The organism is Methylobacter sp. (genome assembly GCF_036845245.1).
In the GTDB taxonomy this organism is placed as follows: Bacteria; Pseudomonadota; Gammaproteobacteria; order Methylococcales; family Methylomonadaceae; genus Methylobacter_A.
In genome coordinates this window covers 1-21,065 of the sequence record NZ_DAIUEH010000036.1, presented here as the reverse complement: position 1 = coordinate 21,065, position 21,065 = coordinate 1, and the positions used below count along the sequence as shown (strand labels likewise).

The 21,065-nt window shown below is 52.2% G+C and carries 5 protein-coding genes and 2 pseudogenes; 4 read left to right on the top strand and 3 right to left on the bottom strand.

Features of this window, described 5'->3' with window-relative positions:
* Positions 1-33: 33 nt before the first annotated feature.
* Together V7051_RS15820 and V7051_RS15815 are read right to left on the bottom strand one after the other, a co-directional pair.
* Positions 34-1,968, bottom strand: coding sequence for a proton-conducting transporter transmembrane domain-containing protein (locus V7051_RS15820; RefSeq protein WP_333876552.1), 1,935 nt, complete (start codon positions 1,966-1,968; stop codon positions 34-36).
* Positions 1,965-4,571: a YbcC family protein gene (locus tag V7051_RS15815; RefSeq protein WP_333876554.1), complete on the bottom strand. Its 2,607-nt coding sequence runs from the start codon at positions 4,569-4,571 to the stop codon at positions 1,965-1,967. The genes V7051_RS15820 and V7051_RS15815 overlap by 4 nt, the downstream gene beginning before the upstream one ends.
* 493 nt (positions 4,572-5,064) lie before the next feature.
* Here V7051_RS15815 and V7051_RS24700 point away from each other — a divergent pair.
* Positions 5,065-5,597: pseudogene (locus V7051_RS24700) on the top strand (transposase); the annotation flags it as partial.
* A gap of 38 nt (positions 5,598-5,635) precedes the next feature.
* Positions 5,636-5,710: pseudogene (locus V7051_RS15800) on the top strand (IS200/IS605 family transposase); the annotation flags it as partial.
* 327 nt (positions 5,711-6,037) lie between these two features.
* Here V7051_RS15800 and V7051_RS15795 read toward each other — a convergent pair.
* The gene (locus V7051_RS15795) at positions 6,038-7,573 is read right to left on the bottom strand and encodes a class I SAM-dependent methyltransferase (RefSeq protein ID WP_333876557.1); all 1,536 of its coding nucleotides are present in this window, start codon (positions 7,571-7,573) and stop codon (positions 6,038-6,040) included.
* Between the two features lie 765 nt (positions 7,574-8,338).
* Between V7051_RS15795 and V7051_RS15790 the strand changes: the two genes are divergently transcribed.
* Together V7051_RS15790 and V7051_RS15785 are read left to right on the top strand one after the other, a co-directional pair.
* A complete protein-coding gene (locus V7051_RS15790; RefSeq protein WP_333876559.1) occupies positions 8,339-9,181 on the top strand; it encodes a sulfotransferase family protein in 843 nt (280 codons plus the stop codon).
* A partial coding sequence (locus V7051_RS15785; protein ID WP_334181157.1) for an Ig-like domain-containing protein occupies positions 9,178-21,065 on the top strand: 11,888 nt, incomplete at its 3' end. The genes V7051_RS15790 and V7051_RS15785, both read left to right, overlap by 4 nt.

Genomic DNA, 21,065 nt, shown 5'->3' with positions numbered 1-21,065 from the left:
GTTAAGCCAGGGATTGTGGGGGTTAAACACCTTCTAAACCGCATGAGAAGGCAGTGTCTTGGTAAGAGGTTGTGCTTCTTCGGTGCTAATACCCTCTTCCACGTCATTAAGTTCAGTCGGCCTGCCCATGCAGAGTCTTTGGAACACGCGCGCAGCAGCGATACCGTTAATCACGAAAGCGATAGTGATCGGCAGTGCAAACCAGGGCGCGTGATTACTGGCATGGGAAAGCAATAAGTCTTCACCGAGGAAGGCCGGAGAGATCGGGAATCCGACGAGACCTAAGAAACTCAAAAATAATAGTAAGGAAAGTTTCGGTTCTGTTTCCGCCATCGCCCGATAGGCGAAAGGGGTAGCGGCAAAGTTGTCATTTTTGAGCAGTCTGGCTAAGACCACTATCCCTAAGATCCAGGCCGGAATAATACCGCTGGCAAATATTATTACATCGAACCAAGATTCCGGATTTAAAAGCCAAACGGCCACTCCCGCCAAAATTGAACTTAAGCTGATTGCATTCCAGACACCGAAAGGACTGTGCTTTTGACTAAAAGCGCTTAACGATGCCAGCACCATAAATACCGATATCGGGATCGATAGATATTTAGTACTGACGCCGATCATTACGATGATCAACCCAAACAATGTAAGGCCGCCTACGCCATAAAGAAGTTTCACCCAGAGGTTCAGTGCGTTGATAGTTGCACCTATGCGTTTTAATGGCGACCAAAGTACGGCGCGCACCAACAGTTCCAAATTACCTTCTTGCAGCGAAAATACATAAAGTGTGTTTTGTAGTACCTCCGGCAGCGTACTGCGTAGCGAGGCCGGCAGAAACTGAAATCGTGCATGGTTTCTGATATAAAAATCGGTGTCGGTTGAACCTTCGACTCGTAACAGATGCGCTACGATTGAGGGCGAAACCAATAATTGGTAACAACGTAAAAAAGCGTTACCGAGGAAATGTATCAGTACCAGTGTTTCAAGACCCAGGGCCAGCTCCATGAACATGAAGCCCACCTGGGTAATCGAGGCATAAGCGATTTGCCCTTTAATATTCGACTGCGTTTTTTCGGAAATGCCGGCCACGATAACCGTCAGTAAACCGATGACAAAAACGCTAACGCGGGTTAAATAATGGTAAGACCAAATCGGTGTCGTCCTCAGCAACAGAAATACGCCCAGATGCACCGATAATGCCCCGTAAAAAATAGCGCTGGATGGCGTCGGCCCTTCCATGGCTCTGGGTAGCCAGAAGCAGAAAGGGAACTGCGCCGATTTACCGGAGGCCGCAATCAGAATTAAGGTAGATACCAGCCACAATGAAGCGTAGCCCGCAGGAGGCATGGCCGGATTATTGAATAAATCGGCCAATTGACTGAAATGCTGGCTTTCGTGAAACAACAAATGGCTCATCCAGGCGCCCAGTAATAAGCCGATGTCGCAAAACCGGTAAATGGTATACGCTCTTAACGCGTTACGCACCGGTTGTACGCGGTGCCGGTAGAAGGCGATTAACAAAAACGAAGCGATGCCGACCATTTCCCAACCGGCAAACAGCATGTCGATAGAGCCGGCCAAGATGACCAGATTCAGTCCGAACACGAAGCCGAAAATGGTCAGAAAGAAGCGCTTGTAACCGGCTTCCCTGTGTAAATAGACGCGGCAATATTTGACGATAATCGAGAAAATAGCCCAGACGCAAAACAGGTAAACAGCCCCTACCCTATCCAGATAAAACAAGATCGGGAAACGGTACTCATCGGTTTCATACAGCGTGAACCACTCGTATTCATGATTCGGGAAACCTGCAATGGCCCATAGGATCAGCAAAGCGATAATACTGAGCCCCATCGCGTGGCTGCACCAGAAACTGATGGTCGCGATTTTTTTCTCGTTCCTGTCGGACAGGAAAATCAATAAAAAGCCCAGTAAAGGCAGAGCCAAGCTGGTTAAGATTAATCCGTTCATGCTTGTCTCCTCATAAATTGATGTACCGGTATTGTTTCCGTTTGCCCCACAATGATTTGTTCCGAGAGAGTCGCCTGAGGAGTTTTTGAGTCGTCCGCAAACTTGACTTTTTCCCAACCGTTAACGGAATACAAAAAAAGTTCACGATTCTCAGGGTGGCAAGCGACGAATCTGACCCATTCGTTATCGAGCCACTCTTTAAGGGCACCCAGTTTGGCCAGTGTTTTATCCAGGATAGCGGGAGTTTGTTCAACCACGATCAGCAACCGTGCGGGTTGATGAACCTCGATCATTTGCGACGGTAAACCGGTGCGTAAATCGCCTTCGACGCCGTTGGCGACGCCGAGCAAGCCGATTACGTTGTGAGGCAGCTTGGTACCTGCGCCATAAACCGAATTATCGATACGAGAGAACAGATATTCCAGATTGATGCCGCCGCAGACCGGAATAATTGCGGACAGAATTCTGGCCATGATGTCGCCTTGCGCATCCGTTTTAGGGTCGTAGGAGTGTAAAAAAGCGCGCCGGTCCATAAACAAATCACGGGTTAAGGCTCTTCGACCGACGATAGCGTATAGATTATTGGAATGATTGTATTCCGGGCGTGGTTCGAATATTGATGAGGCACGTTCGATAACATGTTGATGCGCTTCTTCACTGGATTGCGATTGCGGGCCCAGCTCGAACCAGCGGCAGCGTTCCCCGGCATTTTCCTGCAAAGCCTTTTTCATCGCCTGCTGAAAAGCAGGTAAGCCGGGAGCGGGGTGTTGCTCCAGTAAATGGTTGTCGAAATAGGTGATTTCATCGCGGCTGGTATTATGTAGCGCCGCTATGAACCGCGTATCGTCCGGAATTTCAATGCCGCGTTCATGCAGAATGGCGCGTACCGATTTATGGTTAGCCATCCAGGCAAAAGCACGGGCATTCGGTGCGCCCGGCTTGCCTGAACAGGCGCCGCAATCGTATGCGGCAAAATGCGGATTATTGACGCTGCTGGAACCGTGCGCAACGATAACCACCAGCGGTGCAAAATGTTGAGTCAAGCCGATGTTGCGCAGTAACCCGCCCACACGATCCGCCATTTCCGTGAACGAGAACCCCAACAAATAACCGTCTTCGGTCGGTTCTTCGGATTCCCGGAGCAAATGCAGATGCGTGTGTGATTCAACTTCGCTCAAGGTTCGGATATTCGGCAATTTCGAGCCCGGACGGAATACATTCCAGGCCATCCGTACCGCATAGCCAATACCCAGGGTTTGGGTATAAAGCCACCCTCGGAACATGGAATGCGCCGTAAAATGCATATGAGCCCGGTTGCCGGACTTGGCTTTATCGTTCGGTTTGCTGCTCGCTTCTTTGATCAAATGCTTGGGAACGATAATATTAGGGCATTGGGCAACCGGGTAAGCATCGTCCAAGCCTTGATAAAGAAAGTCGATGCCGAAAAATCCGGCTGCACCGAGCGTTTCTATGGCTGGATTACTTTCTTCCAGATGACGTCTTAGCGAACATTCGCGGTCATCGATACAGAATAGCGCCTGGGCTTCAGGCAAGGGCTTCATGGCCGGATTGGGTACGGCAGTCAGCGTAGTTTTCGGTTTCAGCGCCAATAGCAACTCACTATGTAACGACCATTCCATGGCTTCGTGCCAGACTTTCAAATGCAACGGAATTTTCGGTTTGAGTGCTCCGGCCTTGAGCAGTGGGGTGTCGTCCGAATGGGGAAATGCGGTTATACCGGCAAAGTGCAACCCTCTTTTCTTATGCAGAAAGGCCAGTTCGATGGCTAGTTCCACCGCAATCATTTCTTTGAGCGAAATTTCCCGACGGGCGAGCAGCGATTTCGGGCTATGTTCAATGACATGAACCATACCGGCCCAGCCGGGATGGGCCAACAGCATTTCCAGCAGATATTGTTCGTAAAGCTGCTCATCGCCGACTATTTTTTTCAGGCATGCTTTGATGACATGATCCGGATTTTCAGATAGCAATTCGCTGACTTCCGGCTCATTTAAAGGATAGAGCGGCAACAAACTGTTTTGCGCTAAGCGCAATACACAATCCCAGAAGTGTTCACCGTTTTTGGGTAAGCTCCAACGGCTGATGCCTTGATCAAGAAAATTGCCCAACAACCGAAACAGTACCGGATGCACCAGCGCATTCAGGTCGACTTCAAGTCGGGTCAGCCACGCGTTGCGAATGCCATGATTGGCTAGCGAAACCGGCGGATAATGGCCGGTATCGTCTCGCTCGAACAAGGTTTTTCTAAGTTTTTCGTGCTGTTGCTGCGGATATCCGGAATGTTCGATAGCCCAATCAATTGCAGCGTTTTTAATTCGGCCTTGTTGATGCATTTGCTGATAATCTTCCAAAGGCAGATAACTGCGAGCCCCGAAAATCTTTGCAGCGACAGCCACGCCTTCATGAAAAGGATGATGCTGGACGGCGTGCAAGGTATTGTGGTGAATAAAATCCTTGATCGGTCCTTGGGCCGGTAGCCAGTGGGCGATATGTTCTATCGACGCATTCAGATCAAACTCAAAATTTTGGACTGTTTTATTGGAGTCTTTCAAAATCGTTTGGGTATGTTCACGATAAGCCATGTTGTTATCTTTTAACCTCGGCATTGTTACTAAAATGTTAACGTACTGCGGATTCATATCTAAGGCATAGATTACAAATTGATATTTTAGATACAGCATAAGCCGTGCCAAGGTATGGCGGCCTTAATGTCAAAATTCCTGTACCTTTTAGTTTAAGAAGAAAGAACATTTTTAATATCAACGACATTGAAGCGATATCGACGGCCGTGTAGTGACGTAAAAAGAACGATAGTATTCGCTTTGAATGGAAGGAAGAGGAAGGAAATCGATGATGAGATTGTTTAAATCAACCAAAAATTTTGGTTGAAAACCCCCGGTTCGAGCTTTTCAGAATTATTGAAATGTTATTTTGCGTGTGCCTCTGATATCAATCGATGTTATGCAATGGATATAAAATTTCCGTCGCCAGGGCTAGAGTAATCGCACTTTGAATTGGCTACACTAAACCGAACACACAATCTAAAATAATCTGAAATTAGAAAGAGTGTCGAAAATGGATCAAGAAAAACAAAAAGTAAAAATATATAACGCCGAATTTAGAGAATCTTCAGTGAAGTTAGCCATAAATTCAGATCAGCGGATCACCCAGACAGCCAGGAATTTAGGTGTTAATCCCAACACGCTACATACTTGGATCAATAAATATAGCCAGCCCAAGAAGCACAGGAGCACAACAAAACCGTGCGAACCGACGAATATTTATATGAAGAATTGAAACGTCTGAAGAAGGAAAACGCCCGGTTAATAGAGGAACGTGACCTGTTAAAAAAAGCAGCGGCGTACTTTGCCAAGGAGCAACGGTGAAGTACGCCTGGATTAAGCAACATGAGAGCGAATTTTTGGTTAAGTCGATGGCCGGTTCATAGCCTTTCTCGTAGCGCTTACTATGCTTGGCTGGAGCGCCCTCAGACAGCCATTGAAACAGACGATGCCGAGCTGATTGAGGTCATAAAGACCCTGTTCAAAAAGAGTCGAAAAAACTATGTTACGCGCCGCATCAAGGAAGCCTTAACAAATAATGAGAAATCCCCCGGCTCTGCCAGGGAGACAGCAAAAGTTTTACATTTTTTGTTTCGACGGTTGGTCGGGATGAGACCATGATCCGAGAATACATCCGCCACCAAGAACAAGAAGACTAGAGGATTGAACAATTGAGTCTTTGGAACTGAACGCCACCTTAGGTGGCTATTAATATTGGGGCCGCGTTAGCGACCTCGTTTACCGCTTTAAGCGGTTCACAACATAAAGCCCCCGGCTTTGCCGGGGGATATTTACTTAAAAATACTTTAATTTTGAGCGGGAACGTCTGCCTTAAAAACAAAGCAAAATATTTATGTCGCCTAAGCGTTGAAAGGAACTTTAGTGAAAGTGAATCCAGTTTCTTACTTAAATCTCCCTCAAAAAGTACACGCTGAGATTTTGATTCGCTTGCATTATCTCCTCTAAATATATTTCACATTGTATTACTAAACAATATATAAGGCTTTAAGAATCGGCAACTGATATTCCAAAAACTCGGCAGCTTGTGAAGTAAGCTCAGCGATGTTTTCTTCAGCCGATTCGAGAACATTGCCTTGATGAATAAGCCTGCGGCCTTGGGATGCAAGAATCTGCCAAACAGATTGAGCCAACTCGACGGCGGAACTTCCGCCTTGCTGTGTCGATAACAGAAACAACTGCTGATTGAGCCCGACCGAAAAACCGCCGCCGGTAACGGGACTTGCCAGATAAGTAATGTCATTGCTTCCCCGCGATTTATTAATAAGATGGGAATTCAACTTATCGGTGTGCTGTTTTGCCTGATTGATAACACTTGCTTCCTGCGCTACAGCCAAATACCCGGCACTGATTAGAATCATAATCGCTTCCAGCAATTGTCCAAAAGACATGTTGGCTTTGCTTAATTCAGTCTCAAGTTCACCAAGCGTTTTGGGCGTATGATCTGCGAGCAAATCAATAATAGGATCGTAAATCGCCTCATTCATCACAGAATCACCTAAACGGCCCCTGATTTTATAGCGGATGGATTTCTTGTGAGTAACTAAGACTACTCGCAATGCTTTAAGCGCATCCGTTCGCTCCAGATTTGAAAGTTTAAGTCCACCCTTGACCCAGAAGTCGCGTCTAAATTGCTGATTGACAATAAAATCACGCACACTTTCACGGAATATCGGATCGGCAATGTCATTCAAAAAAGACAATTGCTCAGGGTTTAAGTTCAAGATGTTCACCTGCTCAAGGTAGTTGCCTGAGCAAACATAGGTGAGTTTCGCCGGCTCTAAACATTCAGCCAGGGTTGCAAAATGCATGGGCTGCCAGTCGTGATTAAAATATTCATGGGCTAAATAGTGACGATTTTGTTGCTTAATACTTTTAAGGCGATCGGCAATCAAAGGATTTAATTTGGTATAGTCCGGATTGGTAAGTAATAACTTTTCCATGAAATCAAGCGCACCATCGACGCGGCTGACGATGCCATGCCCTTCCACACCGATGGTATTGGCATGTTCTGTCATCAAATGGCGTACAGGAGCAAATGTCGACCAACCGGGAAGCGTATTGTAACTAATATAAACCACCCCGCCCACGCGCAGTTTCCGGCGAATAAAATCGACAATAATGGCTCGATTTTCCCCGCTGACCCAACTCCAAATGCCATGCAGGCCGATGTAGTCAAAGTCGGGTAGATCCTGACGTGAACAGAAGTCTAAAAAAGATTCATCGTACAATTTAACATCCGCCCCGGAAACGGCGGCCAGGTTTTGCGCATAACAGGCATGCGATGGATTGAAGTCGGTTCCATACCAGGAACATGCTGAAGCGGCGGCATGAAAATTAATACTCATACCTTGTCCAAAACCCAATTCACAGGCAGTATTAATCTCGGGCGGCATATACCCCCCATATAAAAACGCCAATTTATTCCATAACGGATTTAATTCTTGGTAGTAGCCGAAAGTATAATTAATATCTGCAATGTAGCCTGCGGTCCAATCATTCATGTAGAGTAATCCTTGGGGGTATATTATTTTTCTCTGTGATATTGCTTACATAATTAAGCAAAATAACGTGTAAAGTGAAATATTTTAAAAATAGTATTTATCCAAATTGTGAAGAGAAAAAATTTGATTGACTCATCTCAATTAACGCCAGACATTAGCTTAAATTAACAGAAGTTTCCAGATACCTTTCAAAAATTGTAATAAAGATACTATATAGTTTTGAATTATAAAGATTATGGCTTATTAAATAAATCCATGAGATGCCTATCTCAGAAAACATAGAACTACCAAATAAAAATACCTGTTAAAGCGCCTAACCGATATGGTCGAAGTATTCCCTGAGGTACAATTTCTTTACGCGAACTTTGTTAGGTTTTTAGACAGCTTCTAGGGTCAGTGTGACGTTGATATGACTTACTACCATTCTTAAAATCGTCTCGCAAATTCACATATCCTGTATATAATTAACCGACAAATTTTAGTTTAAGCGATTGTGAATAGTGCCCGCTAAAACGCTGAAGAAATACTTGCCTAGACTATGAAGTAATTACACTATAATTATGCTGAATTTAAATATTCATTATGCTATTGATTTATTTGTAAATTAATTAATATTTTGTTTTATACCCAGAGTTTTCACGTTAATAGCAATAGCGGAAGAATATTTTTTATTTATGCCCGCTATATAATTTTGCTTGTTTGGCAAGAAATTAAGTGATTAATGAACTCCGAATTGAACATACAAACATTACTTAGGTAGCTCGATTGATTAACCAAAAATTCTTTTTCATTTCAGGATTACCTCGGTCAGGATCAACCTTACTGTCCGCAATTTTGCTGCAAAATCCGCGTTTTCATGCAGGCATGACCAGTCCATTAGGAAGCTTAGTCAGTGCGGTATTGGCGCAAGTAAGCGCTGGAACTGAATTTGCTCCCGTAGTCGATAATCTCCAACGTCGCAGATTGTTGATAGGACTATTCGAATCTTTCTATGCTGAAACCCCCAAACCAGTCATATTTGATACCAATCGTATGTGGTGTGCAAAATTGCCAATATTGTTGGATCTCTTTCCCGATACCAAGGTGATCGCATGTGCCCGCAATGTGGCCTGGGTGATGGACAGTATCGAGTGCAAATTTCGCAGCAACCCCTACGAGAACACCAAATTGTTTGGCGGTATGACGCGCAGTACGGTGTATCAGCGACTGGAGGGCTTGGCGCAGCATGACCAGTTGGTGGGCTTTGCTTGGGCTGCGTTACGCGAGGCATTTTATGGCGAACATGCAAAACATCTTTTGGTCATTGACTACGAATTGTTGACCCAGGCGCCACAAAAGGTCATGGAACTGGTTTATGACTTTATCGGTCAACCCCACTTTACACACGATTTTGAGCAAGTGGAGTATGACGCACCGGATTTTGATTTAGAGCTTGGTATGCCGGGGCTGCACCGAGTCAAGCCTAAAGTTGAATTCAACGAGCGGCGCACGATCATCCCGCCCGATTTATTTGAGAAGTATTCGAAAATGACGTTTTGGACTGACCCTAGCGGAAGCACAGCCAATGTCATTGCCCCCAAGTCCAATATGAAGGAAAACCAAGCATGAGCACCACAGACAGCAACAACATCTTTGATTTAGAACTGCTCTCTGGCAACCCAGGCCCGCTGGTTCCGGCCGATCTGACTGTGCGCGATCCTTCGGAATTAATCATCGCGTCGGACCCTTTGCTCGGTCAAAGCATGCAAACCTCCGCAACTGGAAATGCGCCGCGGACGGAAATTGTTTTTATCGAAAGCAATGTGGCTGGCATAGATATGCTGCGCGATGGCATTGGCGCGGGCAAAGAGGTTTATGTGCTTGACGCTAACCAAGACGGTTTACAGCAAATTGCCGCCATATTGGCTGGGCGAAGCGGTATTGACGCATTGCACCTGATTTCTCACGGAAGCGAAGCTTCGGTGAACTTGGGTTCGCTTTTGCTGGACGGATCCGATCTCTCTGCCCACCTAAACGAGTTGCAATCGATTGGACAAAGCCTAAGCAAAGATGCGGACATATTGCTTTACGGTTGCAATATCGGTGCGGGAGAAGCTGGCAGGCAGTTGATTGATGATCTGGCCGTAGCAACAGGTGCAGATATCGCCGCATCCAACAATTTGACGGGTTCCAGCACCCTGGGAGGCGACTGGAATTTGGAAGTAATGCAGGGCAATATTGATGAGCCAACCATTGTTACGCCCGTGTTGGCACAGTTGTATCAGGATGTGCTCAGCATTAGCAGTACCACCGTCTCATTTGAAACGGCGGCCAATGTCACCGATAAAGGTGGTTATAAGAACGCATCTTCCGATGTTACCTATAAAGTCCAAGGTGATGCCAACTACAAGCTGGTCATCAATGGATTGAAAAGAGGGGTTGATTACGAAAGAAACACTACGTATGGCTATAGTTATGTGCGAATTGATCCTTATGGCACACTGAAAGATGAAACACAAATCACCTTGAGTTTTCTCAATGGCCAAATATTTACACCAACGAGCCTAGAAATTAATAATGGTAGCAAGGCACAAGACTTGGTGTTTACCGGGCTGGCGGCAGATGGCACGACAACCATCAAATCGCAAAATGTTACTATAGGTGAATATACTGGCAAGATGGGCGTCGTGGCTGGCGTGGTCAACTTGACCAGCTTTACCGGCATTACCACCCTGAAAATCACCGCCACTACCACCGAGTACAGCAGCACACTCCGTTATTTCAGGATAGATGACATTGCGATGAGCAATATCCAGTCTGCTGCAGTTGATCCATCTATCAGCAGCGCCACCTATAACGCCAGTACCAATGTGCTGTCTGTCACTGCGGCCGATATGACCACCGGCGACACGATTGTGCCGAGCAAACTAACGGTCAAAGGCGAGAACGGCAATACCTACACCTTGACTTCCAGCAGTGTCACCGCCAGTAGCGCGACCGCGTTTTCGATTACGCTGAATGCGGCAGATCAGCTCGCGGTCGAAGGCTTGCTCAATAAAACAGGGACCGTTTCCAACAGCAGCGGCACCACTTTTAACCTGGCGGCGGCCAGCGGCTGGGATTCCACCGCGTCTTCCGCCCCCGCGGACGGCACCAACCTGATTACCGTCTCCAGCGTATCCTCGCCGATCGTCTCGTCCGCCGATTATGACGCCTCCACCGGCGTGCTGACCGTGACCGGCTCCGGGCTGGTCGCCACCAGCGGTTCGACCAACGATATTACGGTCGGCAACCTGACGCTGAAAGGCCAGGGCGGCGGCACCTTTACGCTGACCTCCAGCAATGTCGAAGCCACCAGCCCGACCAGTTTCTCGGTGACCTTAAATGCCGCCGATCAAGTGGCGATCAATGGTTTATTGAATCAAAACGGCGGCTCGTCGCTCGATTCGACCACCTACAACATCGCTGCCGCCACCGGCTGGGATTCGACGCTGGCCGGCGCCGATTTAACCGGCAATACTCTCACCGTCACCAATGTCACGTCGCCGGCCATCAGCGGCTCCGCTTATGATGCGTCCACCGGTATTTTGACGGTCACCGGGACTCGTTTTGTCGGCACGCTGGGCAGCACCAATGATATTACCGCCTCCGATCTGACCATCACAGGCCAGGGCGGCGATACTTATACCTTGACCAGCAGCAATGTCGAAGTCACCAGTGCCACCGGTTTTGCGATTACGCTTTCCAGTACCGACAAGATTGCGGTCAACGGGCTGCTGAATAAAGTCGGCAGCAAGGCGATCGATTCGACCACCTTCAATCTGTCGGCAGCGTCCGGCTGGGATTCGACGCTGGCTGGCGCCGATACCAGCAATGCCATCACCGTCACCAATGTCACCGGCCCGGTGATCAGCAAGGCCACCTATAACGCTAATACCGGCAGCCTGGTCGTCACCGGCACCAACTTTGTCGGCAAGGTCGGCGCCGCCAACGATATTACGGTCGGCAACCTGACCTTGAAGGGTGAGGGGGGCAATACTTATACATTGACATCGAGCAATGTCGAGGTCGATAGTGCAACCAAGTTCACTGTCGCGCTGAATGCGGTCGACGAACGCTTTATCAATGGTTTGATGAACAAAGTCGGTACCCAAGCGGTCGATTCCACCGCTTACAATATCTCGGCGTCCAGCGGTTGGGATACCGCGCTGGCCAGCGCAGATACCACCAACGGCGTTACCGCCAGCAATATCCAGACACCGTCGATTACCTCCTCCAGCTACAACACCGTGACAGGTGTGCTCACGGTGACAGGCACAAATCTGGTTGCCACTGTTGGCTCCATCAATGACATTATCGCCAGCTATCTGACGTTCACGGGAAAGGGTAATAGCACCTATACGCTGACCTCCAACGATGTCGATATCACTGACGCTACCAGTTTCTCGATTACGTTGAATAGTACCGATATTGCCGGTTTGGCGGCGATTATGGATAAGAACGGCACCAAGGCGTCCGACAATGTCACCTATAACTTGGCAGCAGCTGACGATTGGAATACCGATATCGCCGATGACGATATCTCAGATGCCACGAATGGCATCACAGTGACGACACCGGGGCCTAGCATCACCAAGGTGGTGCAAACTTCCGGCAATGGCTATTACAAAGAAGGCGACACGGTCACGATGGCGATGTATTTCGACCAGAACGTCACCGTCAACACTGGTGGTGGCACACCACGGATTCTGCTGGAAACTGGCGACACCGATCACTACGCCACCTACACCTCCGGCTCCGGCAGCAAGATCCTGACTTTTTCGTACACCGTGCAGGCAGATGACACCAGCAGTGATTTGCAATACTTCGATACCAGCGCGCTGGCGGTGAACGGTGGCACCATGAAGGCAACCAGTGACAGCGCGGTCGATGCCACCTTGACGTTGCCCGGTCTTGCCAGCGGCAATTCGCTGGCTGAACTCTCAGCGGTGATTATTGACACTACCGCGCCAAATGACTGTCCGCCTGACCTTGATGCAGCCTCTGATAGTGGCGTCTCCGACACCGACGACATCACGAATGACAACACGCCGACCTTCATTGGCACCGCTGAAGCGAACGCCAGCATCACGATGTATATCGGCGCGACCTTGGTCGGCACCACCACCGCCGATGGCAGCGGCAACTGGAGCCTCACCGCCACCACGCTCGCAGATGGCGACTATACCGCCAAAACCACGGTTACCGATGTGGCTGGCAATGTGAGCGGCGAGGCAAGTCAGTTATTCACGATAGACACCACCGCACCAAGTGCGCCGACGAGTTTGGATTTGGTAGCAGCTTCCGATAGTGGTTATTACAATAACGACAATATCACGAATAAAACCACGCCGACAATTAACGGCTTGGGTACGGCTGGTGATACCGTTACGTTGTATGACACCGATGGCTCGACCGTGCTGGCGACTAGCACTGTCAATGGCCAAGGCAAATGGACTGTAACCAGCAGCAAGTTGAGCGAAGGCACGCATTCCCTTACCGCTAAAGTCAGCGATGTGGCGGGCAATTACAGCAGCGCTTCGACCAAGCTTGATGTGAAAGTTGACCTCACTGCGCCCGTCGGCACACCCGGCACACCAGTAATGGCTAGCGCCAGCGATACGGGTAGCTCGAACAGCGATGGCATCACCAATAACGATAGCCCTTCTATCAGCGGCAGCGGCGTCGAAGCGGATGGCTATGTTGAAGTGTATGACGGTGCAGACCCGACGCCTATCGCCACCTTCGCAGTCGATGGCAGTGGCAAATGGAGCAATTCCTTAAGTGGTTTATCTGAAGGCACCCACGTCCTCACCATCAAACAATATGATGCGGCCGGCAACCAGGATAGCACCGCCTCGGACAGCCTCACGATTGTGGTGGACCAAACCTCGCCGACTACCCCAGGCGCACCGGATTTGGCCAGCGGCAGCGATACCGGAGCCTCCAACACCGACGATATCACCAGTACCACTACGCCAACGTTCAATGGCACGACCGAAGCCAATGCTGTCGTCAACCTTTATGACACCGACGGTTCGACCGTGCTCGGCACCACCACCGCCGATGGCAGTGGCAATTGGAGTATCACCGCGTCAACCCTGACTGAAGGTGCGCATACGGTGAAAGTGAAGGCGGTTGACCTAGCCGGCAATGAAAGCATCGTCTCAAGTGGCCTGACGGTAACAATAGACACGACGGCACCGACCGTGCTGGTCGATACAGTGAAGTTTTCAAACGATACCGGCAGCTCCAGTACCGATTTCATCACTAAAACAGCCGCGCAAACCATTTCCGGCACGGTTGATACCAATCTGGCGGTCGATGAAACGGTGCAAATCTCACTCGACAATGGCTCGACTTGGGCTGATGCCACCGCTGCTTCTGGGCAGAAAACCTGGAGCCTTTCAGGTCAGACCTTAACCGGCAGCAATACGCTGAAAGTACGAGTGGTTGATACAGCAGGCAATGCCGGCACCGTCGCCTCCCAGGCTTACGTACTTGATACCACCGCAGCGAGTGCGCCCACTACGGCGCTGGACAGTGCCAGCGATAGCGGCAGTTCAAATAGCGATGGCATCACCACTGTCACGACACCCGCCATTACCGGCACCGCGGAAGCTAACGCTACAGTGACGCTGTATGACACCGATGGCACAACCGTGCTGGGTACCACCACCGCCGATGGCAGTGGCAAGTGGAGCATCACCAGCAGCACACTGTCTGAGGGTAGCCACACCCTGACAGCAAAAGTGACCGACACGGCTGGCAATGTCAGCAGTGCTTCCACCGATCTGGAAATAAGCATCGACACCACCGCACCAAGTGCGCCAGGCACGCCCGATCTGGCCTCAGGCAGTGACAGCGGCACCAGCAACAGCGATGACATCACCAAAACCACCACACCGGTTTTCAACGGCACCTCGGAAGCGAATGCCAGTGTGACTTTGTACGATACTGACGGCAGCACGGTGCTCGGCACAGCTGCCGCCGATGGCTCAGGTAATTGGTCTATCACCAGCTCTAAACTCGGTGAAGGCTCGCATACGCTCACCGCCAAAGCCACTGATACAGCAGGCAATGTCAGCATTGCCTCGAGTGGCCTGAAAGTGATGATTGATACCACCTCGCCAACCCAACCCGCCGCGCCGACGCTGGCATCTGGCAGTGATACCGGTGTCTCCAGTTCAGACGGCATCACCACCGCCAATACGCTCGATTTCTCGGGCACCACGGATGCGCTGGCGATCGTGAATCTGTTTGATACCGGCGGCAAAATTATCATCGGCACCACCACCGCCGATGCACAAGGAAAATGGTCTGTCACCACCTCCTCGCTCACGGCTGGTGCACATAACATCACGCTGAAAGCCACCGATGTGGCAGGTAATGTCAGCTCAGCTTCCAGTGCTGCCGCTATCACGATTGACAACACTGCGCCAGCGTTATCCAAGGCGATCACCATCTCTGATACGGCATTGAAGATTGGTGATACCGCAACCGTCAAATTCATCTTTACTGAAAAAGTGAGTGGCTTTACCACCGCTGACCTGAAAGTGGAAAATGGCAAAGTCACCGGCTTAAGCAGTTCTGATGGCGGTACCACCTGGACCGGGACATTAACGCCCTCGACCAATATCACCGACACCACCAATATGATCACGCTGGATAACACCGGCTACACCGATCTGGCTGGTAATGCGGGTGTTGGCACCAGCAATTCACCGAACTATGCGATTGATACGGTAGCGCCTACGCTGGCCTCCTCGATCACGATCTCCGATACCGCGCTGAAGATCGGCGACACCGCCACCACGACCTTTGTCTTCGACGAAGCCGTCACCGGCTTTACCGCCGCCGATGTGACGGTGCCCAACGGCATCCTGACGAACCTGACTACCGGCGACGGCGGCATCACCTGGACCGCGACTTACACGCCCAGCTCGAATATCGAAGACGCCACCAATGTGCTGACCTTGGACATGACCGGCGTGACCGACCTGAACGGCAATGCCGGGACCGGCACTCAAGACTCGGGCAATTACGCGATCGATACCAAGCGCCCGGCGTTGGTATCCAGCATGAGCGTTTCCGATACCAATCTGGCCGTCGGCGAAACCGCCACCGTCACCTTCAGCTTCAATGAAGTCGTCAATGGTTTTACGGTGGCCGATCTGACCGTGGAAAACGGCGTCTTGTCGAACCTGTCCAGCGGCGATGGCGGCACCACCTGGACCGCGACGTTGACGCCGAACGCCAGCGTCACCGACAGCACCAATGTCATCACCGTCGACTACACCGGCATCACCGACAATGCCGGCAACGCCGGCACCGGCACCGATAGCTCGCCGAATTACGCGATCGATAGCGTGCGGCCGGATCTGGCATCCAGCATCACCATCTCCGATACCGCGTTGAAAATCGGCGATACCGCCACTGTCACCATCACCTTTACCGAAGCGGTCAGCAATTTCACCACCGCCGATATCACGGTGCCAAACGGCAGCCTGTCGAATCTTTCCAGCGGCGATGGTGGCATCATCTGGACTGCCACCTTAACGCCAACTGCCAGCATCACCGACAGCACCAATGTCCTGACACTGGATATGACCGGTCTGGTCGATCTGGCTGGCAATGTCGGCACGGGCACCAAAACCTCGGGCAATTATGCCGTCGATACCGTGCGGCCAAGCCTGGCGTCGTCCATCACGATTTCCGATACTGCCTTTAAAATCGGCGATACCGCGCTCGTGACCTTTACCTTCACCGAAGCAGTGACAGGCTTTACGATTGCCGATGTCACCGTACCGAATGGCGTGTTGTCAAATCTGACCACCAGCGATGGCGGCATCACTTGGACCGCGACCTTGACACCGAATGCCAGCACCACTGCCGCCAGCAATGTCTTGACACTGGATTACACTGGTGTGCAGGATCTGGCGGGCAATGCCGGCACCAGTACTGCCACCTCCGGCAATTATGCGGTCGATACCTTGCGTCCAAGCCTTGCCACGGACATCTCGATTTCCGATACCGCGCTCAAAATCGGCGACACCGCGACCGTTACCTTTACGTTCAACGAAGCGATCAGCGGCTTCACCACCGCCGATGTGACCGTCGAAAACGGCACGCTGTCCAACCTGTCGTCCAGCGACGGCGGCATTACATGGACTGCGACACTGACACCGACGGCCACTACCACCAGCGACACCAACATCCTGACGCTGGATCTGACCGGTGTCACCGATACTGCTGGCAACACCGGCTTTGGCAGCACCGAATCGGACAATTATACGGTCGATACGGAGCGTCCAAGCCTGGCTTCCAGCATCACGATCTCGGACACCGCACTGAAGATCGGCGATACCGCCACCGTGACTTTCACCTTCACCGAAGCGGTGACCGGCTTTGGCACAAACGATGTGAAGGGTGGAAGCGGCTACCTGAGCAATCTGTCATCCAGTGACGGCGGGATTACCTGGACCGCGACGCTGAACCCAACCGGCAACGTTGAAGACACCACGAATATCCTGACGCTGGATTTGACCGGCGTCAAGGACTACGCCGGCAATGCCGGCAGCGGTACCGTCGATTCGGGCAATTATGAGGTCGATACGCTGCTCCCCAATCTGGCGTCAGGCATCACGTTTTCCAATACGAATCTGAAGATTGGCGATACCGCCACCGTGACCTTCACCTTCACCGAAGCAGTGAGCGGTTTCACCACCGCCGACGTGACTGTACCGAACGGCACACTGAGCAACCTGAGTTCCAGCGACGGCGGCATTATCTGGACCGCGACGCTGACCCCGAGTGCCAGCACCAGCGACGCGACCAATATCCTGACACTGGACAGGAGCGACGTGCTTGACGCGGCCGGCAATGCAGGTATCGGTACCGCCACCTCCATCAATTATACGGTTGATACCGTGCGGCCAAGTCTGGCTTCGTCGATCACGATTTCCGATACAGCGCTGAAAATCGGCGATACTGCCACTGTCACCTTTACCTTCACCGAAGCGGTGACCGGCTTTACAACTGCCGATGTCACGGTACCAAATGGGGGCTTGTCGAATCTGAGCACCGGCGATGGCGGCATCACCTGGACCGCCACCCTGACGCCGAATGCCAGCGCGACAGCGGCCAGTAATGTGCTGACACTGGATTACACCGGCGTGCAGGATCTAGCCGGCAACGCGGGCACCGGTAACGCCACTTCCGGCAATTATGCGGTCGATACCGTGCGGCCAAGTCTGGCTTCGTCGATCACGATTTCCGATACAGCGCTGAAAATCGGCGATACTGCCACTGTCACCTTTACCTTCACCGAAGCGGTGACCGGCTTTACAACTGCCGATGTCACGGTACCAAATGGGGGCTTGTCGAATCTGAGCACCGGCGATGGCGGCATCACCTGGACCGCCACCCTGACGCCGAATGCCAGCGCGACAGCGGCCAGTAATGTGCTGACACTGGATTACACCGGCGTGCAGGATCTGGCCGGCAACGCCGGCACCGGTAACGCCACTTCCGGCAATTATGCGGTCGATACCGTGCGCCCAAGTCTGACATCCAGCATCACGATTTCCGACACGGCATTAAAGATCGGCGACACCGCGACCGTCACCTTTACCTTCACCGAAGCGGTGACCGGCTTTACCATCGCCGATGTGACCATACCGAACGGCGTCTTGTCGAACCTGACCACCGGCGATGGCGGCATCACCTGGACCTCGACCCTGACGCCGAATGCCAGCACCACTGCGGCCAGCAATGTATTGACACTGGATTACACCAGCATTGCAGACCTGGCCGGCAATGCCGGAACGAGTACCGCCACCAGCGGCAATTATGCGATCGACACCGTGCGGCCAACCTTGGCCAGTTCCATCACGATTTCGGACACGGCATTAAAGATCGGCGACACCGCGACCGTCACCTTTACCTTCACCGAAGCGGTGACCGGCTTTACCATCGCCGATGTGAGCGTACCGAACGGCGTGCTCAGCAATCTCACTACCGGCGATGGCGGCATCACCTGGACCTCGACCCTGACGCCGAACGCCAGTGCGACCGCCGCGACCAACGTATTGACGCTCGATTACACCGGCGTCGCCGACCTGGCCGGCAATGCCGGCACCGGTAATGCCACCAGCGGTAATTATGCGGTCGATACCGTGCGGCCCAGCCTGGCCAGCAGCATCACGATCTCCGATACCGCGCTGAAAATCGGCGACACCGCGACCGTGACCTTCACCTTCACCGAAGCGGTGACCGGCTTTACCATCGCCGATGTGACCGTACCGAGCGGCGTGCTCAGCAATCTCACTACCGGCGATGGCGGCATTACCTGGACCTCGACCCTGACGCCGAGTGCCAGTGTCGAAGATGCCACCAATATCCTGACCCTGGATAACACCGGCATTACCGATCTGGCCGGCAATGCCGGCACCAATAGCTCGACTTCGGGCAATTACGCGATCGATACCGTGCGGCCCAGTTTGGCCAGTAGTATCACGATCTCCGATACCGCGCTGAAAATCGGCGATACCGCGACCGTGACTTTCACCTTCGCCGAAGCGGTGACCGGCTTTACCATTGCCGATGTGACCGTACCGAACGGCGTCTTGTCTAACCTGAGCACCGGCGATGGCGGCATCACCTGGACCTCGACCCTGACGCCGAACGCCAGTGCGACCGCCGCGACCAACGTATTGACGATCGATTACACCGGCGTGCAGGATTTGGCAGGCAATGCCGGAACGAGTACCGCCACCAGCGGCAATTACGCCGTCGATACCTTGCGACCCAGCTTGGCATCTTCGATTACGATCTCCGATACCGCGCTGAAAATCGGTGACACCGCGACCGTGACTTTCATTTTCACCGAAGCGGTGACCGGCTTTACCATCGCCGATGTGACCGTACCGAACGGCGTCTTGTCGAACCTGAGCACGGGCGATGGCGGTATCACCTGGACCTCGACCCTGACGCCGAGCGCCAGTGCGACCGCTGCGTCCAACGTGTTGACGCTCGATTACACTGGGGTTCAGGATCTGTCCGGCAATGCCGGCACCGGTAATGCCACCAGCGGCAATTATGCGGTCGACACCGTGCGCCCCAGCTTGGCCAGCAGTATCACGATTTCGGACACGGCATTAAAGATCGGCGATACCGCGACCGTGACCTTCACCTTCACCGAAGCGGTGACCGGCTTTACGATCGCCGACGTGACCGTACCGAACGGCGTGCTCAGCAATCTCACTACCGGCGATGGCGGCATCACCTGGACCTCGACCCTGACGCCGAACGCCAGTGCGACCGCCGCGTCAAACGTGTTGACGCTCGATTACTCGGGGGTTCAGGATTTGGCCGGCAATGCCGGTACCGGTAACGCCACCTCGGGCAATTATGCGGTCGACACCGTGCGGCCCAGCTTGGCATCTTCGATCACGATCTCCGATACCGCGCTGAAAATCGGCGACACCGCGACCGTGACTTTCACTTTCACCGAAGCGGTGACCGGCTTTACCATTGCCGATGTGACAACACCGAACGGCGTATTGTCAAACCTGTCCACCGGCGATGGCGGCATCACCTGGACCGCCACCCTGACACCGAACGCCAGTGCGACTGCCGCGTCAAACGTGTTGACGCTCGATTACACCGGCGTCGCCGACCTGGCCGGCAATGCCGGCACGGGTAACGCCACCTCGGGCAATTATGCAATTGATACCAGTGCGCCTAGCACGACCATCAATGCAGCCGCTTTCTCAGCCGACAGCGCCGCTAACGGTGGCAGCAATACCGACTTTATCACTAAAACGGCCGCACAAACCCTGAGCGGCAGCTTATCGGCGAACCTTGGCGCCGATGAAGCGGTCTACGTCTCGCTCGACAACGGCAGCACCTGGACCGTGGCCACCACCACCGTCGGCCAAAACACCTGGACTCTGGCCGCTCAAACCTTGACCGCCAGCAACACGCTCAAAGTCAAAGTCACCGATACCGCCGGTAATGACGGTACGGTGTTCAGCCAGGCTTACGTCCTTGACACCACGGCGCCGACGACGTCGATTGCGACGGCTGCTTTCTCCACCGACAGCGCCGCTAACGGCGGCGGCAATACCGACTTTATCACCAAAACGGCGGCGCAAACCCTGAGCGGCAGCTTGTCGGCGAACCTTGGCGGCGATGAAACGGTTTACGTTTCGCTCGACAACGGCAGCACCTGGACCGTCGCCACCACCACCGTCGGCCAAAACACCTGGACTCTGGCCGCTCAAACCTTGACCGCCAGCAACACGCTCAAAGTCAAAGTCACCGATACCGCCGGTAATGACGGTACGGTGTTCAGCCAGGCTTACGTCCTTGACACCACGGCGCCGACAACGTCGATTGCGACGGCCGCGTTCTCAGCCGACAGCGCCGCTAACGGTGGCAGCAATACCGACTTTATCACCAAAACGGTCGC